General features: G+C 40.8%; 19 protein-coding genes, 2 tRNA genes, 3 rRNA genes and 1 pseudogene. 19 read left to right on the forward strand and 6 right to left on the reverse strand.

All coding sequences use genetic code 11. The features are described 5' to 3' along the window. Positions 1-254 precede the first annotated feature (254 nt). The 5 genes from KDN24_RS04130 to KDN24_RS04150 all read left to right on the forward strand — a co-directional run bounded on the left by KDN24_RS04130 (position 255) and on the right by KDN24_RS04150 (position 5,894). Positions 255-1,804: ribosomal RNA gene (locus KDN24_RS04130) — 16S ribosomal RNA — on the forward strand. Between the two features lie 518 nt (positions 1,805-2,322). Continuing rightward, positions 2,323-5,258, forward strand: a 23S ribosomal RNA gene (locus KDN24_RS04135). Positions 5,259-5,455: 197 nt separating this feature from the next. Next, positions 5,456-5,572 (forward strand): 5S ribosomal RNA (gene rrf, locus KDN24_RS04140). The 16S, 23S and 5S rRNA genes sit together here with 2 tRNA genes alongside, the layout of an rRNA operon. Positions 5,573-5,740: 168 nt before the next feature. Next, positions 5,741-5,814 (forward strand) — tRNA-Met (locus KDN24_RS04145). 3 nt (positions 5,815-5,817) lie between these two features. Further along, positions 5,818-5,894 (forward strand) — tRNA-Asp (locus KDN24_RS04150). A 152-nt stretch (positions 5,895-6,046) separates the two neighbouring features. Here KDN24_RS04150 and KDN24_RS04155 read toward each other — a convergent pair. Beyond that, complete coding sequence (locus KDN24_RS04155; protein WP_409970553.1) at positions 6,047-6,757, reverse strand: ArsR/SmtB family transcription factor; 711 nt, start codon at positions 6,755-6,757, stop codon at positions 6,047-6,049. A 68-nt stretch (positions 6,758-6,825) separates the two neighbouring features. Between KDN24_RS04155 and KDN24_RS04160 the strand changes: the two genes are divergently transcribed. The 5 genes from KDN24_RS04160 (at position 6,826) to tsaD (ending at position 10,278) form a co-directional block, all read left to right on the forward strand. Then, entirely contained in the window at positions 6,826-7,299 is a 474-nt protein-coding gene (locus KDN24_RS04160) for a DinB family protein (protein WP_409970554.1), read from the forward strand. A 332-nt stretch (positions 7,300-7,631) separates the two neighbouring features. Next, positions 7,632-8,087, forward strand: a complete 456-nt coding sequence (tsaE, locus tag KDN24_RS04165) for a tRNA (adenosine(37)-N6)-threonylcarbamoyltransferase complex ATPase subunit type 1 TsaE (protein WP_409970555.1) — start codon at positions 7,632-7,634, stop codon at positions 8,085-8,087. Beyond that, complete coding sequence (gene tsaB, locus KDN24_RS04170; RefSeq protein ID WP_409970556.1) at positions 8,084-8,794, forward strand: tRNA (adenosine(37)-N6)-threonylcarbamoyltransferase complex dimerization subunit type 1 TsaB; 711 nt, start codon at positions 8,084-8,086, stop codon at positions 8,792-8,794. The genes tsaE and tsaB overlap by 4 nt, the downstream gene beginning before the upstream one ends. Positions 8,795-8,806: 12 nt before the next feature. Beyond that, entirely contained in the window at positions 8,807-9,259 is a 453-nt protein-coding gene (rimI, locus tag KDN24_RS04175) for a ribosomal protein S18-alanine N-acetyltransferase (RefSeq protein WP_409970557.1), read from the forward strand. After that, positions 9,256-10,278 carry a tRNA (adenosine(37)-N6)-threonylcarbamoyltransferase complex transferase subunit TsaD gene (tsaD, locus tag KDN24_RS04180; RefSeq protein WP_409970558.1) on the forward strand — a complete coding sequence of 341 codons (1,023 nt, stop codon included), beginning with the start codon at positions 9,256-9,258 and terminating at the stop codon, positions 10,276-10,278. Before rimI ends, tsaD begins: the two co-directional genes overlap by 4 nt. A gap of 197 nt (positions 10,279-10,475) precedes the next feature. Here tsaD and KDN24_RS04185 read toward each other — a convergent pair whose 3' ends face one another. Then, positions 10,476-12,401 (reverse strand): ABC-F family ATP-binding cassette domain-containing protein, encoded by a 1,926-nt coding sequence (locus tag KDN24_RS04185; RefSeq protein WP_409970559.1) that lies wholly within the window; start codon positions 12,399-12,401, stop codon positions 10,476-10,478. A 158-nt stretch (positions 12,402-12,559) separates the two neighbouring features. Between KDN24_RS04185 and moaC the strand changes: the two genes are divergently transcribed. Both moaC and KDN24_RS04195 read left to right on the forward strand, forming a co-directional pair. Then, entirely contained in the window at positions 12,560-13,048 is a 489-nt protein-coding gene (gene moaC / locus KDN24_RS04190; protein ID WP_409970560.1) for a cyclic pyranopterin monophosphate synthase MoaC, read from the forward strand. A 162-nt stretch (positions 13,049-13,210) separates the two neighbouring features. Beyond that, entirely contained in the window at positions 13,211-13,861 is a 651-nt protein-coding gene (locus KDN24_RS04195; RefSeq protein ID WP_409970561.1) for a redox-sensing transcriptional repressor Rex, read from the forward strand. A gap of 221 nt (positions 13,862-14,082) precedes the next feature. Here KDN24_RS04195 and KDN24_RS04200 read toward each other — a convergent pair whose 3' ends face one another. Together KDN24_RS04200 and KDN24_RS04205 are read right to left on the reverse strand one after the other, a co-directional pair. Beyond that, a complete protein-coding gene (locus tag KDN24_RS04200; RefSeq protein WP_491348314.1) occupies positions 14,083-14,289 on the reverse strand; it encodes a YdiK family protein in 207 nt (68 codons plus the stop codon). Continuing rightward, positions 14,286-15,017 (reverse strand): CPBP family intramembrane glutamic endopeptidase, encoded by a 732-nt coding sequence (locus KDN24_RS04205; RefSeq protein ID WP_409970563.1) that lies wholly within the window; start codon positions 15,015-15,017, stop codon positions 14,286-14,288. Before KDN24_RS04205 ends, KDN24_RS04200 begins: the two co-directional genes overlap by 4 nt. Before the next feature lie 311 nt (positions 15,018-15,328). Here KDN24_RS04205 and groES point away from each other — a divergent pair, with 311 nt between their 5' ends. Both groES and groL read left to right on the forward strand, forming a co-directional pair. After that, positions 15,329-15,613: a co-chaperone GroES gene (gene groES / locus KDN24_RS04210; RefSeq protein ID WP_491348315.1), complete on the forward strand. Its 285-nt coding sequence runs from the start codon at positions 15,329-15,331 to the stop codon at positions 15,611-15,613. Positions 15,614-15,678: 65 nt separating this feature from the next. Beyond that, positions 15,679-17,310, forward strand: coding sequence for a chaperonin GroEL (gene groL / locus KDN24_RS04215; RefSeq protein WP_409970565.1), 1,632 nt, complete (start codon positions 15,679-15,681; stop codon positions 17,308-17,310). 142 nt (positions 17,311-17,452) lie between these two features. Here groL and KDN24_RS04220 read toward each other — a convergent pair whose 3' ends face one another. After that, positions 17,453-17,719, reverse strand: a complete 267-nt coding sequence (locus KDN24_RS04220; protein ID WP_409970566.1) for a tyrosine-type recombinase/integrase — start codon at positions 17,717-17,719, stop codon at positions 17,453-17,455. After that, the gene (locus KDN24_RS04225) at positions 17,719-17,895 is read right to left on the reverse strand and encodes a tyrosine-type recombinase/integrase (RefSeq protein ID WP_491348316.1); all 177 of its coding nucleotides are present in this window, start codon (positions 17,893-17,895) and stop codon (positions 17,719-17,721) included. The genes KDN24_RS04220 and KDN24_RS04225 overlap by 1 nt, the downstream gene beginning before the upstream one ends. A gap of 304 nt (positions 17,896-18,199) precedes the next feature. Here KDN24_RS04225 and KDN24_RS04230 point away from each other — a divergent pair, with 304 nt between their 5' ends. From KDN24_RS04230 to ltrA, 5 genes and pseudogenes are all read left to right on the forward strand, one after another. After that, positions 18,200-18,421: a hypothetical protein gene (locus KDN24_RS04230; RefSeq protein WP_491348462.1), complete on the forward strand. Its 222-nt coding sequence runs from the start codon at positions 18,200-18,202 to the stop codon at positions 18,419-18,421. A 1,214-nt stretch (positions 18,422-19,635) separates the two neighbouring features. Continuing rightward, complete coding sequence (locus KDN24_RS04235) at positions 19,636-19,860, forward strand: hypothetical protein (RefSeq protein WP_409970567.1); 225 nt, start codon at positions 19,636-19,638, stop codon at positions 19,858-19,860. 113 nt (positions 19,861-19,973) lie between these two features. Then, entirely contained in the window at positions 19,974-20,312 is a 339-nt protein-coding gene (locus KDN24_RS04240) for a hypothetical protein (protein WP_409970568.1), read from the forward strand. Between the two features lie 90 nt (positions 20,313-20,402). Further along, the gene (locus KDN24_RS04245) at positions 20,403-20,828 is read left to right on the forward strand and encodes a phage holin family protein (protein WP_409970569.1); all 426 of its coding nucleotides are present in this window, start codon (positions 20,403-20,405) and stop codon (positions 20,826-20,828) included. A 742-nt stretch (positions 20,829-21,570) separates the two neighbouring features. After that, positions 21,571-22,653 (forward strand): annotated as a pseudogene (gene ltrA, locus KDN24_RS04250) (group II intron reverse transcriptase/maturase). Positions 22,654-22,784: the final 131 nt, after the last annotated feature.

A 22,784-nucleotide genomic window follows, 5' to 3' on the forward strand; every position in this document is an offset into this window, starting at 1 on the left:
TCCATGAAGTTATTCGTGGAAGGTTATTCATGAAGATAAATCATAGAAGTAGCTTTGTTCTTTGAAAACTGAACGAACAAAAACGTCAACGTTAAATCTTTAGTCTTTTTTGAAAAGACAATTTATGAGCTAATCAACTCGCATCTTATCGCGTATTAACGCGCAGTAATATCCTTGCGGATAACTGCCCGTAAATACCCGATTGATTCGACTAACCATCACGGGGAAAAACACTCCGCGAAGGAAGTCTCATCTTATTGGAGAGTTTGATCCTGGCTCAGGACGAACGCTGGCGGCGTGCCTAATACATGCAAGTCGAGCGAACTTGCGGGAGCTTGCTCCCAAAAGTTAGCGGCGGACGGGTGAGTAACACGTGGGCAACCTGCCTGTAAGACGGGGATAACTTCGGGAAACCGGAGCTAATACCGGATAACTCTTTTCCTCCCATGAGGAAAAGCTGAAAGATGGCTTTAGCTATCACTTACAGATGGGCCCGCGGCGCATTAGCTAGTTGGTGAGGTAACGGCTCACCAAGGCAACGATGCGTAGCCGACCTGAGAGGGTGATCGGCCACACTGGGACTGAGACACGGCCCAGACTCCTACGGGAGGCAGCAGTAGGGAATCTTCCGCAATGGACGAAAGTCTGACGGAGCAACGCCGCGTGAGTGATGAAGGTTTTCGGATCGTAAAACTCTGTTGTTAGGGAAGAACAAGTATCGGAGTAACTGCCGGTACCTTGACGGTACCTAACCAGAAAGCCACGGCTAACTACGTGCCAGCAGCCGCGGTAATACGTAGGTGGCAAGCGTTGTCCGGAATTATTGGGCGTAAAGCGCGCGCAGGTGGTTCCTTAAGTCTGATGTGAAAGCCCCCGGCTCAACCGGGGAGGGTCATTGGAAACTGGGGAACTTGAGTGCAGAAGAGGAAAGTGGAATTCCACGTGTAGCGGTGAAATGCGTAGAGATGTGGAGGAACACCAGTGGCGAAGGCGACTTTCTGGTCTGTAACTGACACTGAGGCGCGAAAGCGTGGGGAGCGAACAGGATTAGATACCCTGGTAGTCCACGCCGTAAACGATGAGTGCTAAGTGTTAGGGGGTTTCCGCCCCTTAGTGCTGCAGCAAACGCATTAAGCACTCCGCCTGGGGAGTACGGCCGCAAGGCTGAAACTCAAAGGAATTGACGGGGGCCCGCACAAGCGGTGGAGCATGTGGTTTAATTCGAAGCAACGCGAAGAACCTTACCAGGTCTTGACATCCTCTGCCAACCCTAGAGATAGGGCTTTCCCCTTCGGGGGACAGAGTGACAGGTGGTGCATGGTTGTCGTCAGCTCGTGTCGTGAGATGTTGGGTTAAGTCCCGCAACGAGCGCAACCCTTGATCTTAGTTGCCAGCATTCAGTTGGGCACTCTAAGGTGACTGCCGGTGACAAACCGGAGGAAGGTGGGGATGACGTCAAATCATCATGCCCCTTATGACCTGGGCTACACACGTGCTACAATGGATGGAACAAAGGGCTGCGAGACCGCGAGGTTAAGCCAATCCCATAAAACCATTCTCAGTTCGGATTGCAGGCTGCAACTCGCCTGCATGAAGCCGGAATCGCTAGTAATCGCGGATCAGCATGCCGCGGTGAATACGTTCCCGGGCCTTGTACACACCGCCCGTCACACCACGAGAGTTTGTAACACCCGAAGTCGGTGGGGTAACCTTTTGGAGCCAGCCGCCTAAGGTGGGACAGATGATTGGGGTGAAGTCGTAACAAGGTAGCCGTATCGGAAGGTGCGGCTGGATCACCTCCTTTCTAAGGAAAATGAAGTGGAAACTTCATAAAAAGACGTCATTTGTTCGTTCGGTTTTGAGAGAACAATCTCTCTTAATTGTCTTACGTAAGTAAGATGAAATAGCTGCTTAACTTTATATTAATTCGTGAATGTAAAGAGTATTTGCTCCTGCGCCACAGCATATTCGAGGAAGTAATTCTTCAGCTCGTCGCAAGGCAGCACGAAGCTTTATCTTAGAAGCTTATTCACGATGTGATTGAAGTCAGTAGCCTCGTTCCTTGAAAACTAGATAATGAAAGAAGAAGAAAAACCGAGTAATCGCCATTTTAGTATTTCTCTCTATTATTTAATAGAGTAAAAACCAATCACGAGCGTAATTGCTAGTTAAAACTAGTCTATTTACAAACCGTGAGGGCAATGAGAAGCAAGCAGATCGAGGAATCGAGTGAGGAAACACCGGAACGTACGTAGTTTGTACGTGAGGATGTTGACGAGTGAAGATGACGAAGAGATGCGCAGCTTATCATTGACCGAACAAGGTTAAGTTAGAAAGGGCGCACGGTGAATGCCTAGGCACTAGGAGCCGATGAAGGACGGGACTAACACCGATATGCTTCGGGGAGCTGTAAGTAAGCTTTGATCCGGAGATTTCCGAATGGGGGAACCCGCTGTTCGTAATGGAACAGTATCTTTACCTGAATACATAGGGTAGAGAAGGCAGACCCGGGGAACTGAAACATCTAAGTACCCGGAGGAAGAGAAAGCAAACGCGATTCCCTGAGTAGCGGCGAGCGAAACGGGATTAGCCCAAACCAAGAGGCTTGCCTCTTGGGGTTGTAGGACACTCTACACGGAGTTACAAAGGAATGAGGTAAATGAACAGGTCTGGAAAGGCCGGCCAGAGAAGGTAAAAGCCCTGTAGTTGAAACTTCGTTCCCTCCAGAGTGGATCCTGAGTACGGCGGGACACGTGAAATCCCGTCGGAAGCAGGGAGGACCATCTCCCAAGGCTAAATACTCCCTAGTGACCGATAGTGAACCAGTACCGTGAGGGAAAGGTGAAAAGCACCCCGGAAGGGGAGTGAAATAGTTCCTGAAACCGTGTGCCTACAAGTAGTCAGAGCCCATTAACGGGTGATGGCGTGCCTTTTGTAGAATGAACCGGCGAGTTACGATTACATGCGAGGTTAAGTTGAGAAGACGGAGCCGCAGCGAAAGCGAGTCTGAATAGGGCGAATGTAGTATGTGGTCGTAGACCCGAAACCAGGTGACCTACCCATGTCCAGGTTGAAGTCCAGGTAACACTGGATGGAGGACCGAACCCACGCACGTTGAAAAGTGCGGGGATGAGGTGTGGGTAGCGGAGAAATTCCAATCGAACTTGGAGATAGCTGGTTCTCTCCGAAATAGCTTTAGGGCTAGCCTCATGTAGTAAGAGTCTTGGAGGTAGAGCACTGTTTGGACTAGGGGCCCCCATCGGGTTACCGAATTCAGACAAACTCCGAATGCCAAAGACTTATCCATGGGAGTCAGACTGCGAGTGATAAGATCCGTAGTCAAGAGGGAAACAGCCCAGACCACCAGTTAAGGTCCCAAAGTATACGTTAAGTGGAAAAGGATGTGGAGTTGCTTAGACAACCAGGATGTTGGCTTAGAAGCAGCCACCATTTAAAGAGTGCGTAATAGCTCACTGGTCGAGTGACTCTGCGCCGAAAATGTACCGGGGCTAAACGTATCACCGAAACTGTGGATGGACACCGTATGGTGTCCGTGGTAGGAGAGCGTTCTAAGGGCGTTGAAGCTAGACCGTAAGGACTAGTGGAGCGCTTAGAAGTGAGAATGCCGGTATGAGTAGCGAAAGATGGGTGAGAATCCCATCCACCGAATGCCTAAGGTTTCCTGAGGAAGGCTCGTCCGCTCAGGGTTAGTCGGGACCTAAGCCGAGGCTGAAAAGCGTAGGCGATGGACAACAGGTTGATATTCCTGTACCACCAAATTACCGTTTGAGCAATGGGGGGACGCAGGAGGATAGGGTAAGCGCGCTGCTGGAATAGCGCGTCCAAGCAGTTAGGCTGATAATGAGGCAAATCCCATTATCGTGAAGGCTGAGCTGTGACGGCGAGGGAAATAGAGTACCGAAGTTCCTGAATCCACACTGCCAAGAAAAGCCTCTAGCGAGGTAACAGGTGCCCGTACCGCAAACCGACACAGGTAGGCGAGGAGAGAATCCTAAGGTGAGCGAGAGAACTCTCGTTAAGGAACTCGGCAAAATCACCCCGTAACTTCGGGAGAAGGGGTGCTCATTTGGGTGAATAGCCCGGATGAGCCGCAGTGAATAGGCCCAGGCGACTGTTTAGCAAAAACACAGGTCTCTGCGAAGCCGCAAGGCGAAGTATAGGGGCTGACGCCTGCCCGGTGCTGGAAGGTTAAGAGGAGGGGTTAGCGTAAGCGAAGCTCTGAATTGAAGCCCCAGTAAACGGCGGCCGTAACTATAACGGTCCTAAGGTAGCGAAATTCCTTGTCGGGTAAGTTCCGACCCGCACGAAAGGCGTAACGATCTGGGCACTGTCTCAACGAGAGACTCGGTGAAATTATAGTACCTGTGAAGATGCAGGTTACCCGCGACAGGACGGAAAGACCCCGTGGAGCTTTACTGTAGCCTGATATTGAATTTCGGTACAGCTTGTACAGGATAGGTAGGAGCCTAGGAAGCCGGAGCGCCAGCTTCGGTGGAGGCATCGGTGGGATACTACCCTGGCTGTATTGAAATTCTAACCCGCGCCCCTTATCGGGGCGGGAGACAGTGTCAGGTGGGCAGTTTGACTGGGGCGGTCGCCTCCTAAAGAGTAACGGAGGCGCCCAAAGGTTCCCTCAGAATGGTTGGAAATCATTCGTAGAGTGTAAAGGCACAAGGGAGCTTGACTGCGAGACCTACAAGTCGAGCAGGGACGAAAGTCGGGCTTAGTGATCCGGTGGTTCCGCATGGAAGGGCCATCGCTCAACGGATAAAAGCTACCCCGGGGATAACAGGCTTATCTCCCCCAAGAGTCCACATCGACGGGGAGGTTTGGCACCTCGATGTCGGCTCATCGCATCCTGGGGCTGTAGTCGGTCCCAAGGGTTGGGCTGTTCGCCCATTAAAGCGGTACGCGAGCTGGGTTCAGAACGTCGTGAGACAGTTCGGTCCCTATCCGTCGTGGGCGCAGGAAATTTGAGAGGAGCTGTCCTTAGTACGAGAGGACCGGGATGGACGCACCGCTGGTGTACCAGTTGTCTTGCCAAAGGCATAGCTGGGTAGCTATGTGCGGACGGGATAAGTGCTGAAAGCATCTAAGCATGAAGCCCCCCTCGAGATGAGATTTCCCATAGCGCAAGCTAGTAAGACCCCTGAAAGATGATCAGGTTGATAGGTTTGAGGTGGAAGCGTGGTGACACGTGGAGCTGACAAATACTAATCGGTCGAGGACTTAACCAAAAACGAAAAGCGGAAGTGCCTTGCTTAGGGGCGACAAGCTTAAGACGAGACGGCGAGAAGGTTGTACTTTAACCTTCTTGACGGATTGGCTTAAGACCTCGAGCCCCTAGGCACTGGAGCTGGACACGCTTTAAGATTACTCTTTCTTCTTCTTATTATCTAGTTTTGAGGGAACGAAACCTCAATTTAATAAAAAGTTTAGTGGCGATAGCGAGAAGGTCACACCCGTTCCCATCCCGAACACGGAAGTTAAGCTTCTCAGCGCCGATGGTAGTTGGGGGCTCTCCCCCTGTGAGAGTAGGACGCCGCTAAGCTTTTACAATTTTTTATCAATAATATTATCGCGGGGTGGAGCACGATCGAATATGCTTCGAAGGAAATTCTTCAGCGCACCGATTGAGCTGCTACTTGAATAATCTCCCTGAAATCGGGGCGGTTTAACGCATAATTAAAGCATGAACAAGTTTTTTAAATAATACTATCGCGGGGTGGAGCAGTTCGGTAGCTCGTCGGGCTCATAACCCGAAGGTCGCAGGTTCAAATCCTGTCCCCGCAATTTGGTCCGGTAGTTCAGTTGGTTAGAATGCCTGCCTGTCACGCAGGAGGTCGCGGGTTCGAGTCCCGTCCGGACCGCCATTTTTATAAAGTCATTCAAAACGAAACGATGTTTCGTTTTTTTTATTGAAGTAAATGGTAGGATTTTTCTACTGTAAGGATAAAAGAAGGCATCCAGAGGACTAAATTCGACAGGGAAATAGAAGAGCCCGTCATTTGACGGACTGATAGGTTTAAACCAATTTTTTCTCTTCTACATTAATTTCAATTCCAAACTGATCTTGTAATGCTTTTGTGCCTTTTTTTGTGAGATGGACCGCCCGATTCTTTTCTGTTTTTGTAATCCATCCATTGTTAAAAAAACAAGTGGCTATCGTAGATCCTAACCAACCGGAAATATGATAACGTCTTTCACTCCAATCGAGACAGGGTTTTGCAAATGTCCTCCTTTTTGTATTTGCCTCTTCGATATTGATTCCAAATTGAAGAAACCATTTTTTCCCTTGTTCAGTTACAACATATTCCTTATCTTTTAAAGTTATGAATTCCCTATCAAGTAGTACCTCAGCAACCTTCACACCAAGTTCCCCAGCTAGATGATCGTAACATGTCCGAGCATGGCGAACTTGTTTTAGTTGATCCGACTGACGCAATGAGCGAACTTTAACAGAAGGTGCGATTGTCCCCAATTTTTCGAGAACTTCAGCTACCTCTTCATTAGCAAGCCGGAAATATCGATGTCTACCATGTTGTTCCACAATAATTAGATTACCTTCGACCAATTTTGAAAGATGGGAACTAATGGTTGGATGTGACACTTTTGCTTTATAAGCTAATTCACTAGCCGGTAGTGCTTGACCATTCATTAAACAATCCAATATGATTGCTCTTGTTGGTTCACCAATTAGTTTGGCAATATATGAGATATTCGGATATACATTCATATTTTGATGATACCCTAAATGTATTATTGATACAATTACCTTGAATCTAATTCAAGGGGGAAATAATGATGAATGCAATTGATCTGACGATATTGAACTTAAAAGAAACACGTCGACGCTCTATAAAATTATGGGAATCACTTCCTGATAGCTGGATTACTTGGAGACCAGATAAAGAGGCGTTGTCCTTTGGGGAAATGATTCGTCATGTATGGAGTGCAAGCTTCCATTATCATATGATCTTAAAAAACAATGGATCTGTTAAAACAGAAGCACCTGCTCCATACGATAAAGTGCCTATAACTACTATTAAAGAGGAGATAGAATTATCAGAAATATATTTTGCCGATTTTATCGATTATATTCAATCTCTCTCTTTAGAAGAGTTAGAGTCAAGACTTATTGATCGAAGTGATGTCGGCTATCAGCGATATTTAGGCGACATGCTTTTACGGATTGCCTACCATGATGCCGTACACGCAGGTCAATTTTTACAATACTTAAGAATGATTGGTTTGGAAAGACCTATCATATGGGACTAAAATTGAAAAGAGTCCCAATGAAAAATACGCTAACCTAACCTGGACAAGTCGATAATTCCTTGAGGCTAAGAAAATTATCGGCATTGTTCTCGTTCAGAAAGTCATGTTTTTCTAAACATTTTTTGTTTTTTTGCTCATCGATTTAAAATCATGTACACTATAAACTAGATGATATTCCTTAGGAATAATCCTAAGGTTTTTTTAGCTAATCGGAATATAATGATAAAATTGTATTAGCATTACTAGGGCATTCCCCGAAGAACAAGATGATGCCAAATTTTCTAATTCTTAAAGAATAATTGGGATATTGATGATAAAAAGGTGATTAATAGATGGAGCAATTTGAATTTTATACAAATGGACCTGAAGAAACATTTCATTTTTCCAAAAGACTCGCAAGCTTGCTTGAAGCAGGCGATGTGATCGCTTTAGAAGGTGACCTTGGAGCGGGGAAAACGACGTTTACGAAAGGTTTGGCACTGGGCCTAGAGATAAAAAAGAATGTAAATAGCCCAACCTTTACGATTATAAAAGAGTATCACGGTCGACTGCCGCTTTATCATATGGATGTCTACCGAGTGGAAGATTCGTTCGAGGATCTTGGGTTTGAAGAGTATTTTGAAGGTGATGGGGTAACAGTTGTTGAATGGGCTCATTTAATTGCGGAACAGCTGCCTGAGGAGTTATTAACCATTTACATATATGCTCGTGGGAATGATGCGAGAAAAATTGTTTTAAAGCCAAAGGGTAAGAGATATGAGGGGTTATGTAAGGAGCTATTAATATGAAGGTACTATCCATTGATACATCGAATTATGCGTTAGGTGTAGCTCTAATAGATGGAGAGCAAGTGAAAGGTGAATATATCACAAATTTAAAGAAGAACCATTCTGTACGTGTGATGCCTGCCATTGAAACATTGATGAAGGATTGTGACATCCAGCCGGCAGAACTTGAAAGAATTGTTGTCGCAAAAGGTCCAGGCTCCTATACGGGAGTTAGAATCGGGGTTACAATTGCGAAAACATTGGCGTGGACATTGAATATTCCATTAGTTGGTGTATCCAGCTTAGAAACATTAGCTGCTTCTGTAGGTCGCTATTTTGATGGAGTTGTTTCGCCGCTATTTGATGCGAGGAGAGGACAAATTTATACAGGACTTTATCAATTTCAGTCAGGAAAAATAATGACATTAAAGAAAGATCAGTTGCTTTTATCTAGCAGCTGGTCTGAAGAATTAGCCATGCAGGATGCAAAAATTTTATTTATCGGGAATGATTTGTCTCTTCATCGTCCTATCATAAAAGAGAAGCTAGGGGATCAAGCTGTTTTTGCTGAAATGACAGAACAAAATCCACGACCAGCAGAGCTAGCTTTATTAGGAATGGATAGAGAACCAGAAGATGTCCATTCGTTCGTACCTAATTATATTCGGTTAGCAGAGGCTGAATTCAATTGGTTAAAAGCGAATGAAGAAAAAAAGCAAACACGATAAGGAAGTAACAAAATGAATCAATCGCTAACTTTTCGATTTTTAAATGAAAATGATATTGATGAAATTCTAGAAATTGAGCATGCATCCTTTACACTGCCATGGACGAAGCAAGCTTTTCAAAATGAATTTTCTGCCAATCAATATGCTGTTTACGTTGGTATAGAAGAGGAAGGGAAAATTATTGGCTATTGCGGGGTTTGGATTATCATAGATGAAGCACATATCACGAATATCGCAATATTACCGCAATATCGTGGGAGAAAGCTTGGGGAAGCATTAATGCGAAAGGTCATGGAGCTTGCGGTTGAAAGAGATGTAAAGACAATGACACTTGAAGTTCGGGTGACAAATCAGATAGCTCAATCTTTATACCGCAAGCTCGGTTTCCAAGACGGAGGAATTCGAAAACGGTATTATACAGATAATCAAGAGGATGCGTTAGTAATGTGGGTGAATTTACAATGAAAAAAGACCAATGGATAATGGGAATTGAGACAAGCTGTGATGAAACAGCCGTAGCCATCGTCAAAAATGGCAGGGAAATTGTGGCCAATATTGTTGCTTCCCAAATTGAAAGCCATAAAAGATTTGGGGGTGTCGTTCCGGAGATTGCTTCTCGCCACCATGTAGAACAAATGACGATTGTATTAGAAGAAGCATTAAAGCAGGCTAATGTTAAGTATGAAGACTTAGACGCGATTGCAGTAACAGAAGGTCCAGGTCTTGTCGGTGCATTACTAATAGGTGTGAATGCGGCAAAAGCGATTTCATTTGCTCATAGCATTCCTCTAGTTGGTGTTCATCATATATCTGGGCATATTTATGCGAATCGTCTTATATCAGAAATGGAGTTTCCCTTGCTTTCTCTCGTCGTTTCGGGTGGACATACCGAATTAGTATACATGAAAGAACATGGACACTTTGAAGTCATCGGAGAAACAAGAGATGATGCTGCAGGAGAAGCATATGATAAAGTTGCTCGTACATTAGACTTGCCTTACCCTGGAGGTCCACATATTGATAAACTTGCTCAACAAGGAGAGCCTTCTATTACCTTGCCGAGAGCTTGGCTTGAAGATGGATCATATGATTTTAGTTTCAGTGGATTAAAGTCAGCAGTTATTAACACCGTCCACAACGCAGAACAGCGTGGAGAAGTGATTAAGCCTGAAGATTTGGCTGCAAGCTTTCAACAAAGTGTGATTGATGTTCTTGTTAGAAAAACAATTAGAGCTACAGAAGAATTTAAGGTAAAGCAAGTTTTATTAGCAGGTGGGGTAGCAGCAAATAAAGGATTGCGCTCAGCTTTAGAAGAGGAGTTCGCAAAAATTCCAGATGTAAAGCTCATCATACCCCCACTATCACTCTGTACAGATAATGCAGCGATGATTGCAGCTGCAGGTAGTGTTTTATTTGAAAAAGGAGTACGGTCATCGCTCGCATTAAATGCGAATCCAGGATTAGATATTACTATCCACAACTAATGAAAGATAGAAGAAAGCTCTCATTCAAATTGAGAGCTTTCTTTGTGGATAAAACGGTCATTATTCACTTTCATTGTTAATATTGTGGATAACAATGGTGTTTCATTGTGGATAATGTGGAAAAACATGTGGAAACCTTATATTTAAGTGTTTTTATTGTGAATAACTATGTGAATAACAATTAGTTGATTCTGCTGCTATTCACTTGCCAATTCTGTCCATTCTTCTACTAAATGTTCTAGTTCTGCTTTCGCATTATTACTTTTATTTGTAATCTCAAGTACTTTTTCATGGTCTTGATAAATTTCCGGCTCGCATAAAAGCTGCTCTTGCTCGAGGATGAATTGTTCTAGTTCTTCAATCTGCCTTTCCACTTCTTCTAATCTTCTTTGTTTTTGTCTTTCAAGTCTCTTTGCTTCTTTCTGAAGCTGATAATTGCTTGTTTCCTTGTTTGTATCGTAGTTGGTAGAAGAGCTTTCTTCATTTTCTAAAGCTTTAAGCTCAGCTTGCTCCCGCTTCTTTTCGACATAGTAATCATAATCACCAAGATATTCAGTCGCTCCATTACTGCTAAGCTCTATGACCCTTGTTGTAATTCGATTAATAAAATAGCGATCGTGGGAAACAAATAGAATCGTTCCCGGATAATCAATTAAGGCATTCTCTAAAATCTCTTTACTATCTAAATCAAGATGGTTTGTCGGCTCATCAAGAATTAAGAAGTTTGCTTTTTGCATCATGAGTTTTGCTAAAGCTAAGCGTGCCTTTTCTCCTCCGCTTAAAGTTGACACGGTTTTTAAGACGTCATCACCAGAAAATAGAAAATTCCCAAGCACTGTTCGAATTTCCTTTTCAGGCTTTAGTGGATATTCATCCCATAATTCATTTAACACTTTTTTATTAGATGAAAGCTCTGCCTGTTCTTGATCATAATAGCCGATCGTTACGTTAGTCCCGAGCTGAAAACTACCAGATATTAGTGGTAAACGATTAATTAATGTTTTTAATAAGGTAGATTTTCCGATCCCGTTTGGACCAACAAGAGCTATGCTTTCACCACGTGCAATTCGAATGGAAATCGCTTGAGAAACGGCAAAATCATCATAACCAACAGTTGCGGAATGAATATTTAATACTTCATTTCCTGATTGTTTCTCGATTTGAAAGCCAAATGTTGCTGACTTTTCATCCCCTTGTGGACGGTCAAGAAGCTCCATTCTTTCAAGCTGTTTTCTTCTGCTTTGAGCCCTTTTCGTCGTTGAGGCACGAACTAAATTTCGTTGAATAAAATCTTCAAGCTTAGCTACTTCTTGTTGTTGCTTTTCATAAAGCTTCATATCGCGCTCATAGTTTGCTGCCTTCAGTTCGAGATAAGCACTATAATTTCCGATATATTTCTTTATTTGTTTTCTTGATAATTCATAAACTTGCAAGACGACCTTATCTAAAAAGTATCGATCATGGGATACGATTAAAATAGCACCGTCATATCCTTGTAAATATTGTTCTAGCCACGATAAAGTATCAATATCAAGATGGTTTGTCGGCTCATCCAATATTAAAATATCAGGTTTTGTCAGTAGTAGCTTACCGAGAGCAAGCCTTGTTTTCTGCCCACCGCTCAATGCTGCTATTTTTGTATCATAGCTAAAGGATTGAAAGTTTAAACCATGGAGAACAGAGCGAATATCTGATTCGTATTGATAGCCCCCTTGTTCTTTAAATTGAAGCTGTCGGGTGTCATATTCAGATAAAATTCGCTCATATTCTTTATGATTGGCAATTAAATCAGGATCTGCCATCTTTTCTTCAAGCTTACGCAGTTCTTTTTCCTGCTTTTTTAAATGAGCGAAAACGGTTAACATTTCATCCCAAATAGAGCGATCTGATTCTAATCCTGTATGTTGAGCGAGATACCCAATTTCTACTTCTTTTGGCTTGATAATTTCACCCGCATCATAAGAAACTTGTCCAGCAATTATTTTTAATAGGGTAGACTTACCGGCTCCATTACGGCCGACAAGAGCAATTCGGTCTCGATTTTGTACTTCTAGCTTAATATTCGTTAAAATAGAATCGGCGCCGAAGTTTTTTTCTAGCTGATTTATTTGTAATAAAATCATTTCTTTCACCTCTATACTCTAGAGATAGTGTAACCTATTCATATATGTAGGGCAATAAAGGGATGCCTGCGGGTAAAAAAAAAGATATGTGAAGAAACATACATAGCTTTCACAATTGGATAAAAATAGTGTATGATTTTAAAGAGAGGGGTTTTTATATGGCGGATTTTACACATTTTAATCAAGAGGGTAGAGCTAAAATGGTAGATGTCAGTGCTAAGCCTGAAACATTCCGAACCGCAATAGCTTATTCTAGTATTACTGTAAATAAAGAGATCTATGAAAAAATTACATCAAACAAAATGAAAAAAGGCGACGTTCTTGCGGTTGCTCAAGTAGCTGGTGTCATGGCTTGCAAGAAGACATGGGAGCTAATTCCAATGTGTCACCCAATCCCATTAACAGGTGTGGATATCTCCTTCTCATGGGAGCCACGTGAAGAAGAGTATAAATTGATAATTATGGCATCCGTGAAAACAAAAGGAAATACTGGTGTGGAAATGGAAGCGCTAACAGCGGCTTCTGTATGTGCTCTAACAGTTTATGATATGTGTAAAGCTGTTGATAAAGGGATGATTATTGGTAAAACCTATTTAGTAGAAAAAACTGGCGGCAAGAATGGTGATTTTAAAAGAGAAATTCTTTAATAAAATCAGTGAGAGAGGTTTATTTTGTGCTCAAGAAAATAAAACTCTCTCTCAAAACGATTGAAGAATTTAGCTTGTATGTAATTGAAGGTGAAGATCTGACGGAATTATGCCAAGGCAAACTTATTTTTCAACGCTGCATTTGGGAGAGGGGAAAATGGAATGGCAAACGAGACAATTAAGATTCCACAAGCGACAGCAAAAAGACTTCCACTATATTATCGTTTCATCAAAAATTTGCATGCATCAGGCAAGACTAGAGTTTCATCTGCGGAGCTAAGTGATGCAGTGAAAGTTGATTCAGCAACGATTCGAAGAGACTTTTCATATTTTGGTGCACTAGGGAAAAAAGGCTATGGCTATAATGTCAATTATTTGCTATCGTTTTTCCGAAAAACATTAGCACAGGATGAACTTACGAAAGTGGCACTTATTGGGGTAGGTAATTTAGGAACAGCCTTTCTAAATTATAATTTTCTTAAAAACAATAATACAAAAATTGAAGTAGCATTTGATGTATCTCCTACTAAAGTTGGTACAACGATCGGGGATGTACCAATCTATCATATGGATGCGCTAGAAAAGATTATCGCTGAGCATCAAATAGAAGTAGCGATTTTAACAGTACCAGCTCTAGCTGCCCAACCGATTGTTGACCGAATCGTGCAGAGTACGATTAATGGCATTTTGAATTTTACACCTGCACGTCTCTCTGTACCACCTACAATTAGAATTCATCACATTGACCTTGCTATTGAACTTCAATCACTTATCTATTTTTTAAAGCACTATCCTTCAGAAAAAGAGAATTAAAAAGCGCAAATTTCATGATAAAGGTAGTAAATGGTAAATGATTTTCCCATATAAAAGAAGAGGCTGGGACATAACTAAATTTCCACTTTGTAAAACCGAATGATATTTTAAGGAACAACGTACCAAAAAAGTAAAAACCGAACTATTACGAAGTACTTAATTGTCTTTTCGTAAAATAGTTCGGTTTTTTTATAGGCTAAAATATTTTTGTCCCAGCCTCTTCATTTTTTTTGTTGATCATGTTTCATTCTAAAATGCAAAGCGATCAAGCGCAAACCTGAACCGATATCAAAAGTTGCCAGGATAATAAGAAAATAAGTAAAAATCCCCCACCCTTGCTCTCTCTCTATGTATTGAATAGCAATATAAGTGAAGAGGATGCCGAGTATAATATAAAAAATACCTGAAACTAATGGTGACCTTCTCATAAAAATCCTCCAATAAAGGCTTGAAATTGTTCCATTTTCTTTAACCAGTTTTCAATTTTATCTTGATTAAACTGAATCAAGACGACGAGCGTATTCATTGCTGTATGGGCAAAGATTGGCACGATAATCCGCTTTGTTCTCACATAAAGGAAAGCAAACGTAAAGCCCATCGCAGTGTATAGAAGAATATGTTTGAAATCAGTGTGGGCAATAGCAAAAATAATCGAGCTAATAAGTCCTGCAAAAAAGAAATTTAGTCGTTTATATAATGTACCAAAGATAATTTTTCGGAAAACAATTTCCTCTAGAATTGGCCCGATGATCGAGCTGACTAGAATGACAATGGGAGAAGCTTCAATAAGTCTTAAAATGTCTTGCGTGTTTTCAGAACCCATTTCAATCCCAAGCAATCTTTCAATATTGGCGGCAACCAATTGGGCTATCATCGCTAGAAATACACCGCCAATTGCCCATGCAACTGAAGTTAACGGAGAAGCTGAATCTCTCATTAAGTCTTTATTCGTCATTTCCTTACGGAGCAATAGCAATGTAATGATTAATGTAACGGAAAAGCTGAAAACGATCCATGCTGTAGCAGCAAATAATCTCATTTCTTCAGGATTTTGACCAAAAAAGGCGCTTACAAAAATAATTAGTGGCACAGCGACCAAACTGGAAAGATGCATCGCAATATAGGCAATGAGAATAATCCAATAAACTCTTTTCAATGTTTGTTCTCCTTACAATAAAATCAAATTTTCTAGGCAAAAAAACTAATGAACTAATCTTTATCACAGATTAACGGGCTGTAACACCCCTACTTCCCACTGATTGAAGTTTCACTCTATTTTACTCATAAAAGGGCTTTTGTTTCAAATTGTAAATACTGAAAAAAGGAGGATAAGAAAGTTTTTACAAAAAATTGAGCTTCACCCTTGCAAATAAATGTGAGATTCATTAATATAATAATTGTGTTAGCACTCAAGTCATTAGAGTGCTAATAATAAAAATTACATATTAATTGAGGAGGTTGTTTCACTTGTTAAAGCCACTAGGTGATCGAATTATTATCGAGCTTGTTGAAACTGAAGAAAAAACTGCAAGCGGCATCGTATTGCCGGATACTGCTAAAGAAAAACCTCAAGAAGGTAAAGTCGTTGCTGTTGGAACTGGCCGTGTTCTTGAGAATGGTGAGCGTGTAGCCCTTGAAGTTGCTAACGGCGACCGTATTATCTTCTCAAAATATGCTGGTACTGAAGTGAAGTACGAAGGCAAAGAATATTTAATTTTACGTGAAAACGACATTCTTGCTGTTATCGGTTAATGCCGCACAGTGTTAAATTCCTAAACTAAAAACGTAGTTCAAATATTTCGAGGAGGTTTTTATTTATGGCAAAAGAGATTAAATTTAGTGAAGATGCTCGCCGTTCAATGCTTCGCGGTGTAGATGCTCTTGCAAATGCAGTAAAAGTTACTCTTGGACCTAAAGGACGCAACGTGGTTCTTGAGAAAAAATTTGGTTCACCATTAATTACAAACGATGGTGTAACAATCGCGAAAGAAATCGAATTAGAAGATGCTTTCGAAAACATGGGTGCAAAGCTTGTTGCTGAAGTTGCAAGCAAAACAAATGATGTTGCTGGTGACGGTACAACTACTGCAACCGTTCTTGCTCAAGCAATGATCCGTGAAGGACTTAAAAACGTTACAGCTGGCGCAAACCCAATGGGTATCCGTAAAGGAATCGAAAAAGCGGTTGCTGCTGCTGTTGAAGAACTAAAATCTATTTCTAAACCAATCGAAGGAAAAGAGTCTATCGCACAAGTTGCTTCTATCTCTTCTGATGATCAAGAAGTTGGTCAATTAATCGCTGAAGCAATGGAGCGCGTTGGCAACGATGGTGTTATTACAATTGAAGAATCTAAAGGCTTCACAACAGAACTTGATGTTGTAGAAGGTATGCAATTCGACCGTGGATATGCATCTCCTTACATGGTAACAGATTCTGATAAAATGGAAGCAATCCTTGATAATCCATACATCTTAATCACTGATAAGAAAATTGCAAGCATTCAAGAAATCCTTCCAGTTCTTGAACAAGTTGTTCAACAAGGCAAGCCATTATTGCTTGTTGCTGAAGATGTTGAAGGTGAAGCACTTGCTACACTAGTTGTTAACAAACTTCGTGGAACATTTAACGCAGTTGCTGTTAAAGCTCCTGGCTTCGGAGACCGTCGTAAAGCAATGCTTGAAGATATTGCGATCCTAACAGGTGGAGAAGTAATCACTGAAGAATTAGGACGTGACCTTAAATCTGCGACAATCGAATCATTAGGACGCGCTTCTAAAGTTGTTGTAACAAAAGAAAACACAACAATCGTTGAAGGTTCTGGAGACAGCGCACAAATCGCTTCTCGCGTAAACCAAATCCGTGTTCAATTAGAAGAAACAACTTCTGAATTTGACAAGGAAAAATTACAAGAGCGCCTAGCTAAGCTTGCTGGCGGAGTAGCGGTTGTGAAAGTTGGAGCTGCAACTGAAACAGAATTGAAAGAGCGCAAGCTTCGTATCGAAGACGCATTAAATGCAACTCGTGCTGCTGTCGAAGAAGGAATTGTATCTGGTGGAGGAGTTGCTCTTCTAAACGTATACAATAAAGTAGCTGCACTTGAAGCTGAAGGCGATGTTGCAACAGGTATTAACATCGTATTACGTGCAATCGAAGAACCAGTTCGCACGATCGCTCACAATGCTGGCTTAGAAGGCTCAGTCGTTGTTGATCGCTTAAAGCGTGAAGAACTAGGTATTGGCTTCAACGCTGCAAGCGGCGAGTGGGTAAACATGATCGACGCTGGTATCGTTGACCCAACTAAAGTTACTCGTTCAGCACTTCAAAACGCAGCATCTGTAGCAGCAATGTTCTTAACAACAGAAGCTGTTATCGCTGACAAGCCAGAAGAAAACAACGCACCAATGATGCCTGATATGGGCGGCATGGGTGGAATGGGCGGTATGATGTAATTTGAACAAAAAAACCTTGATTTATCAAGGTTTCCAGTGACAAAACATCAATTTTGATGCCATTTTGGTGCCAAGACTTTTAAATTATACATTTTGAGAGAGGTTTCTCATTAGTTCTCCGAACTTTTGGGAAGCCTCTTTTTTAATGTATTTTGTCAACGTATATGTCCATAGTTGTATTATCTGAATGGCCTAAGCGTTCCTGGATTTCTTTTATGTGTACGTAAGCTTCAATCAATAGAGAAGTGAGAGTATGTCGGAATGAATGAGGGGTTACTTGTTTCTTGATAGATGTTTTCTTAAGAAGTCGCTGCATCCTTATGGCTAAATGCTTTATAGTCTTTGGATAACCTTCATTTGTTGAGAAAATGAAATCATTATCGACATAGAAAGGCTTGTTGTCCTTCATTACTTTTTATTGCTCTTCTTTATGTAGTTGGAGTAAGTTTTAATGACTCTTAATATATGCTCGTCCATATCAATGTCAGACCATTTTAAAGCTAGCATTTCCCCTATCCTTAAGCCAGTATAGGCTAATATAGTGAAAGCGAGCAGATCACCCTCCAAGCCTTCATTTTTAGCCACGTTTAAAAACTCCTCTAATTCTTCTTTTTCGAGAAACTTCTCATTTATTGAATCATTTTCAAGTTCAGAAACAGTTTTTTATATTTAATTTTTAACCCCAAGTTCCGTTAGAAAAATAATGAAACCAATGGCCATTGTTGTAATACACTTCTAAACATTTTTCCTTGGCATTTCTTTTCACTTTCACTATGTCTGATAAAGTATATTTTTTTCTTTCCTCAAGACCCATTGAGCGACTATGACTAGCGTAAACAATTAATAAAAGTTTCAATCCGAACCAGTCGCTGATTACAAATCGTTAGAAATTAACGAAGAAGTAAATGGCGACTTTTCTCTTTCTTGTACTTTTATAAATAGCGAAAATAATAGTCATGTTTGGGATTTGATAGAAGAGGAATCTATCATTGAGCATGAGAAGCATGAGTATCGTATTAAAAAGATTGTTAAGGGGATTTACAACAAACAAATTCATGCCCCTCATATCTTTTTCGATTTAACTTTGGTGGGGATAATGCTTTATCGTTGATTCGCAAAGCATGTAATGCTTTTGAGTGTGAAATAAAGATTGAGCCAAACAAACATTTAAAAATCTATAAGCAGAATGGTAAAAATGATGATTACCAACTTAGGTACAAGCATAATATCAAAGCTATTAATGAGACTGTGGACACTACTAAACTAGCTACTGTTATCCGTAGTTACGGAGGTAATGGCTTAGTAGTCACTTATCGTTTCACCTAATGTTGCTGTTTTTGGAGAACATCATGCAGAGCCTATTCGTGATGATAACATTATCGAAGCAACAACGATGACCGAAAGGCTCAAACGAGAGCTTATTGATACTCCTCGTATAATGCGTTAAGCGTCATCCACAATCACCAGCAGCAGTCACAGTGGTCTTAGGTAACCGTAAGCAAACTTTATCCAATTTGCTCACTGAAACAAGGGCTGAGATCAATGAAAATGCGACACAATTTAGGTCAAGGATAGAGCAGACGAATGATCGAATAACGCTAGAAGTTGAATCAGTTAATGATTCTATAGCTACCCTTGAGTTAAAAGTAGACAATATCCAGTTAGGCGTTACTCAATTAAACGGCCACATGGGAAATGCTGAGTCACAAATATCAATTCAAGCTGGCCAGATCAGTCAAAGGTAGTTATTCCGAATATAAGGGCCCTACTGTTACATCGATGATTACACAGGACCCTTATTCAATATCCTTAATGGCTCAAAATCTTAATATGCAAGGGCTTGTGACGTTTACGAACCTTAGCACACCTGGTCAAACAAGGATCGACGGGGGGAACGTGTACATGGGAGCGTTTTGTAGTGGGGAACGGCACAGGATCAACTTTAACCATGACTTCAATATATGGCTCACACTCTTTGCATTCCAATGATGCTAACGGCTTCCGGCTTAGTAGTAATGGCTCAATATCACTAGCTACTAGTGGTGGTTACGGAATCTATACCACTGGTGCACCAATAGTCGCTCAGTCAGGATTTAGGGTTGATTATGGCTCAAGTCAATTTAACGGTAATCGTAACTGTTAATGCGACTTTAAATGCCAGCTCGTTACAAGTGCAAGGCTATCCTGTTGCTACTCAAACATGGCTGCTAACTTAATTAGTGGATTAGCAACTATAACTTATGTAAATGATCAACTACGGCTAAAAGAAAGTCAAATCGTAGCATGGGCCAATAATAAATTCGTAGCAAAATAGGAGGAGTAATAATGAGAATAGTATTTAACGTTGTTGAAGGAATTGGAGTTCCAGCAACACAGTTAATAGCAGATGTTGAGGATTTTAGTTCAGAGGATTTCGCGAAAAAGTTAATCAATCCTCAACCCCAATTTATTTCTATTGGTAATAATGGTTTTGCGAAGACGAATCTAGTTAGTTGGAAGGAAGTACCTTCTGAAATAGTGGAAGAAAAGCAAATAATTACTCAGTTATGACAAAATTCGACTTACGTCTTTATAGTTGTATTTTTTATGACTTGAAATATCAAAGGATTAATATTTTTTTGTCGAATCTTCACCTGTAAGTATTTTTAAAAGGTGGAGATTTTTTGTTTGAACAATTAAAAGAATTGTACTACTTTATACCAATATCTACTAATGCTGGTATTCTGGTAGGTTGTATGGAAGGGGGCGAAATAACGAATACTTCGGCTAAAGGGAGAATCATTATAGCTGGAGATAATGTTTTTAGTGAATTAAGGTTGGCTTTAGAACAAATTAAGGAAGTTGATGAAAGACAAGATTTAATACTATTAGTAGATGATATGGAGAATTCCGTAGGTACACCTACTTTTAACGAAAAGTATAAATGTTTTATGTCAAACGCTGCGAATCATTATACTCTGCTATCACCGTTGTTGACTAAATTGATAGAATTTCTAATGTGAATGTGTATGTCGATAATTCGACTTGACTTGATGACTTCAGACTGCTCCGAACCGATCGGGGCTATTTTTTTGTAGAAAAAAGGTAATCTTATGGAGAGGCTAATTTTTTCAGATAAGTTTGCTGCATCGTTAATTGGTGCTTTTTTTATTCCTTTATTTGAATTTATGTTTGGGACGGGTGAAGTTGTAATGTACACCTTGACAGCACTAATTTTCTTTATCATCATGGATTGGATAAGTGGTGTACGAGCTGATAAAAAAGATAAAACATATGCAAGCAAGTCCGGAATCGATGGGATTTTCCGTACTTTTTTTATTATCTTGCTCCCAGCTGGCGGGCATTTCTTGAATATGATCTTTAATGCTTCTGGAATCCTTTTCGGGTTTTTGGCATTCGGGGTTCTATATCACATAATCCAATCCATGACGGCTAACTCAATCCGTGCTGGATGGGGTGCGTGGGTGCCCGATTGGATTTTAAACAAGCTAACGGAGTGGGTGTGTGGCCGAGCATAGGTCGTGTCATATAGCGGGTGGGATTCCCGTCGAGTCAGAACTAGCCATTCGCTCGTAGCGAGTCTTGGAGGGCTAAAGGTAACTTTAGTATTTAAGAGTAGACAGCAGTTAGGTAGCGTGCCGAAAGCCAAATGGTTGGAGGGATTGAGCTCCATAATGTTAGTAATTCAAGAGGGCTGATGCTTTACCTGCAGCAGAAAGCTACATTTCATTCTTCGTAAAAGGCTAGAAAAATGAAACCTCTCTGGGGTCAGATACCTTGGCACGTTATACATTGATATGATACGGCAACTCGGGAGACCCTATCGGTCTTTTCTTTTTTTTAGAAAAGTATGGTGTACAAGCGATACAAAGTAAGGAAACCAAATGCCGATTAGGGAGTCGGATAGTAGCGTAGTACCAATGAAGTTGGGTAATGCCGATGGAGGAAAGGCTAGCTACCAGTTATCACCCTTACTAGGGAAACATTTACTACACGCAGAGGTAGGAATATTAAATGGAAAAAAAACTACTAAGGATAGCAGAATTAGCAAAATCTGATCCTAAAATGAAATTTACATCTCTTGCACATTTATTAGATGAGCAATCATTAGTTCAATGTCATCATGAGTTACCTAATAAAAAGGCAACAGGGATTAATGGTACAACTAAAGAACAATACAGTGAAAATCTAAAAGAAAACATAGAAGGCTTAGTAAATAGGCTTAAAAGCAAAAGATATCGTCCTGTTCCAGTAAGAAGAATGTATATCCCAAAGCTCAATTCAGATAAGAAAAGACCATTGGGAATACCAGAACATGAAGATAAAATTGTACAAAAAGGCATTACAAAGATACTAAATACCATCTATGAGAATGATTTTCTGGACTGTTCCTTTGGATTCCGTCCAAACCGTAACTGTCATAATGCTTTGAAAATACTGAACTATTACATTGAAAAGAGGTCAGTAAATTATATAGTAGATGTAGATATCAAAGGATTCTTCGACAATGTTGACCACACTTGGATGATGGAGTTCTTAAAACTGTGAATCTCTGACCCTAACCACCTAAGATTAATTAGTAGGTTTCTTAAAGGTGGATATATGGAGGAAGGAAAGAAATACAAGACAGAAAATGGCACACCGCAAGGTGGAGTAATATCTCCGATGTTAGCCAACGTTTACCTCCATTACGTCCTCGACCTTTGGTTTGAGAAAAGGGTTAGAAAACAGTGCAAAGGACAAGCGTTTATAGTGAGATATGCAGATGATTTTGTTTGTTGTTTTCAATCTAGAAGTGAAGCTGAACAATTCTTCGAATCATTAAAATTGAGATTAAAGAAGTTTAACTTAGAAATAGCCGAGGATAAAACTAAAATTATTCCCTTTGGAAAGTTTGCGGAGAAAGATGTAAAACAAAAGGGAAACAGTAAACCAGCAATCTTTGATTTCCTAGGTTTTACACACTATTGTGGGAAAAGTAAACAAGGTAATTTCCGAGTGAAACGGAAGTCAAGCAGAAAGAAAGTCCAAGGCAAACTTAAAGAATCTAAGGAATGGTTGAAGATTAATAGGAATAAAGATATTCATATAATTATGGATAGATTTAGATGCTCTCTTATAGGCTATTACAATTATTATTGCCTCACAGATAATACTCAAAGTGCAAACAAATTCAGAGACAAAATCGGATACTTACTGTTTAAGTGGCTCAATAGAAGAAGTCAAAGGAAATCATTTACTTGGGATAAATTCAGACTCTTTCTTAATAAATACCCATTACCATATGCAAGAATTAAGGTTAACATATATGACTTAAGAAAAGAAATTAGCTACATTATGTGAATGGTAACTAGGAGGAGCCGTGTGCGTTAATTGCGCAAGCACGGTTCTGTGAGGGGGGAGGAATACAATATACCGTGAGGTAGAAAGATTCCCTTCTACTCGACTAAGTCAGAGCTTGAAAGTAAGTTACA

This window comes from Cytobacillus sp. Bva_UNVM-123, assembly GCF_046351715.2.
Classification (GTDB): Bacteria; Bacillota; Bacilli; order Bacillales; family Cytobacillaceae; genus Cytobacillus.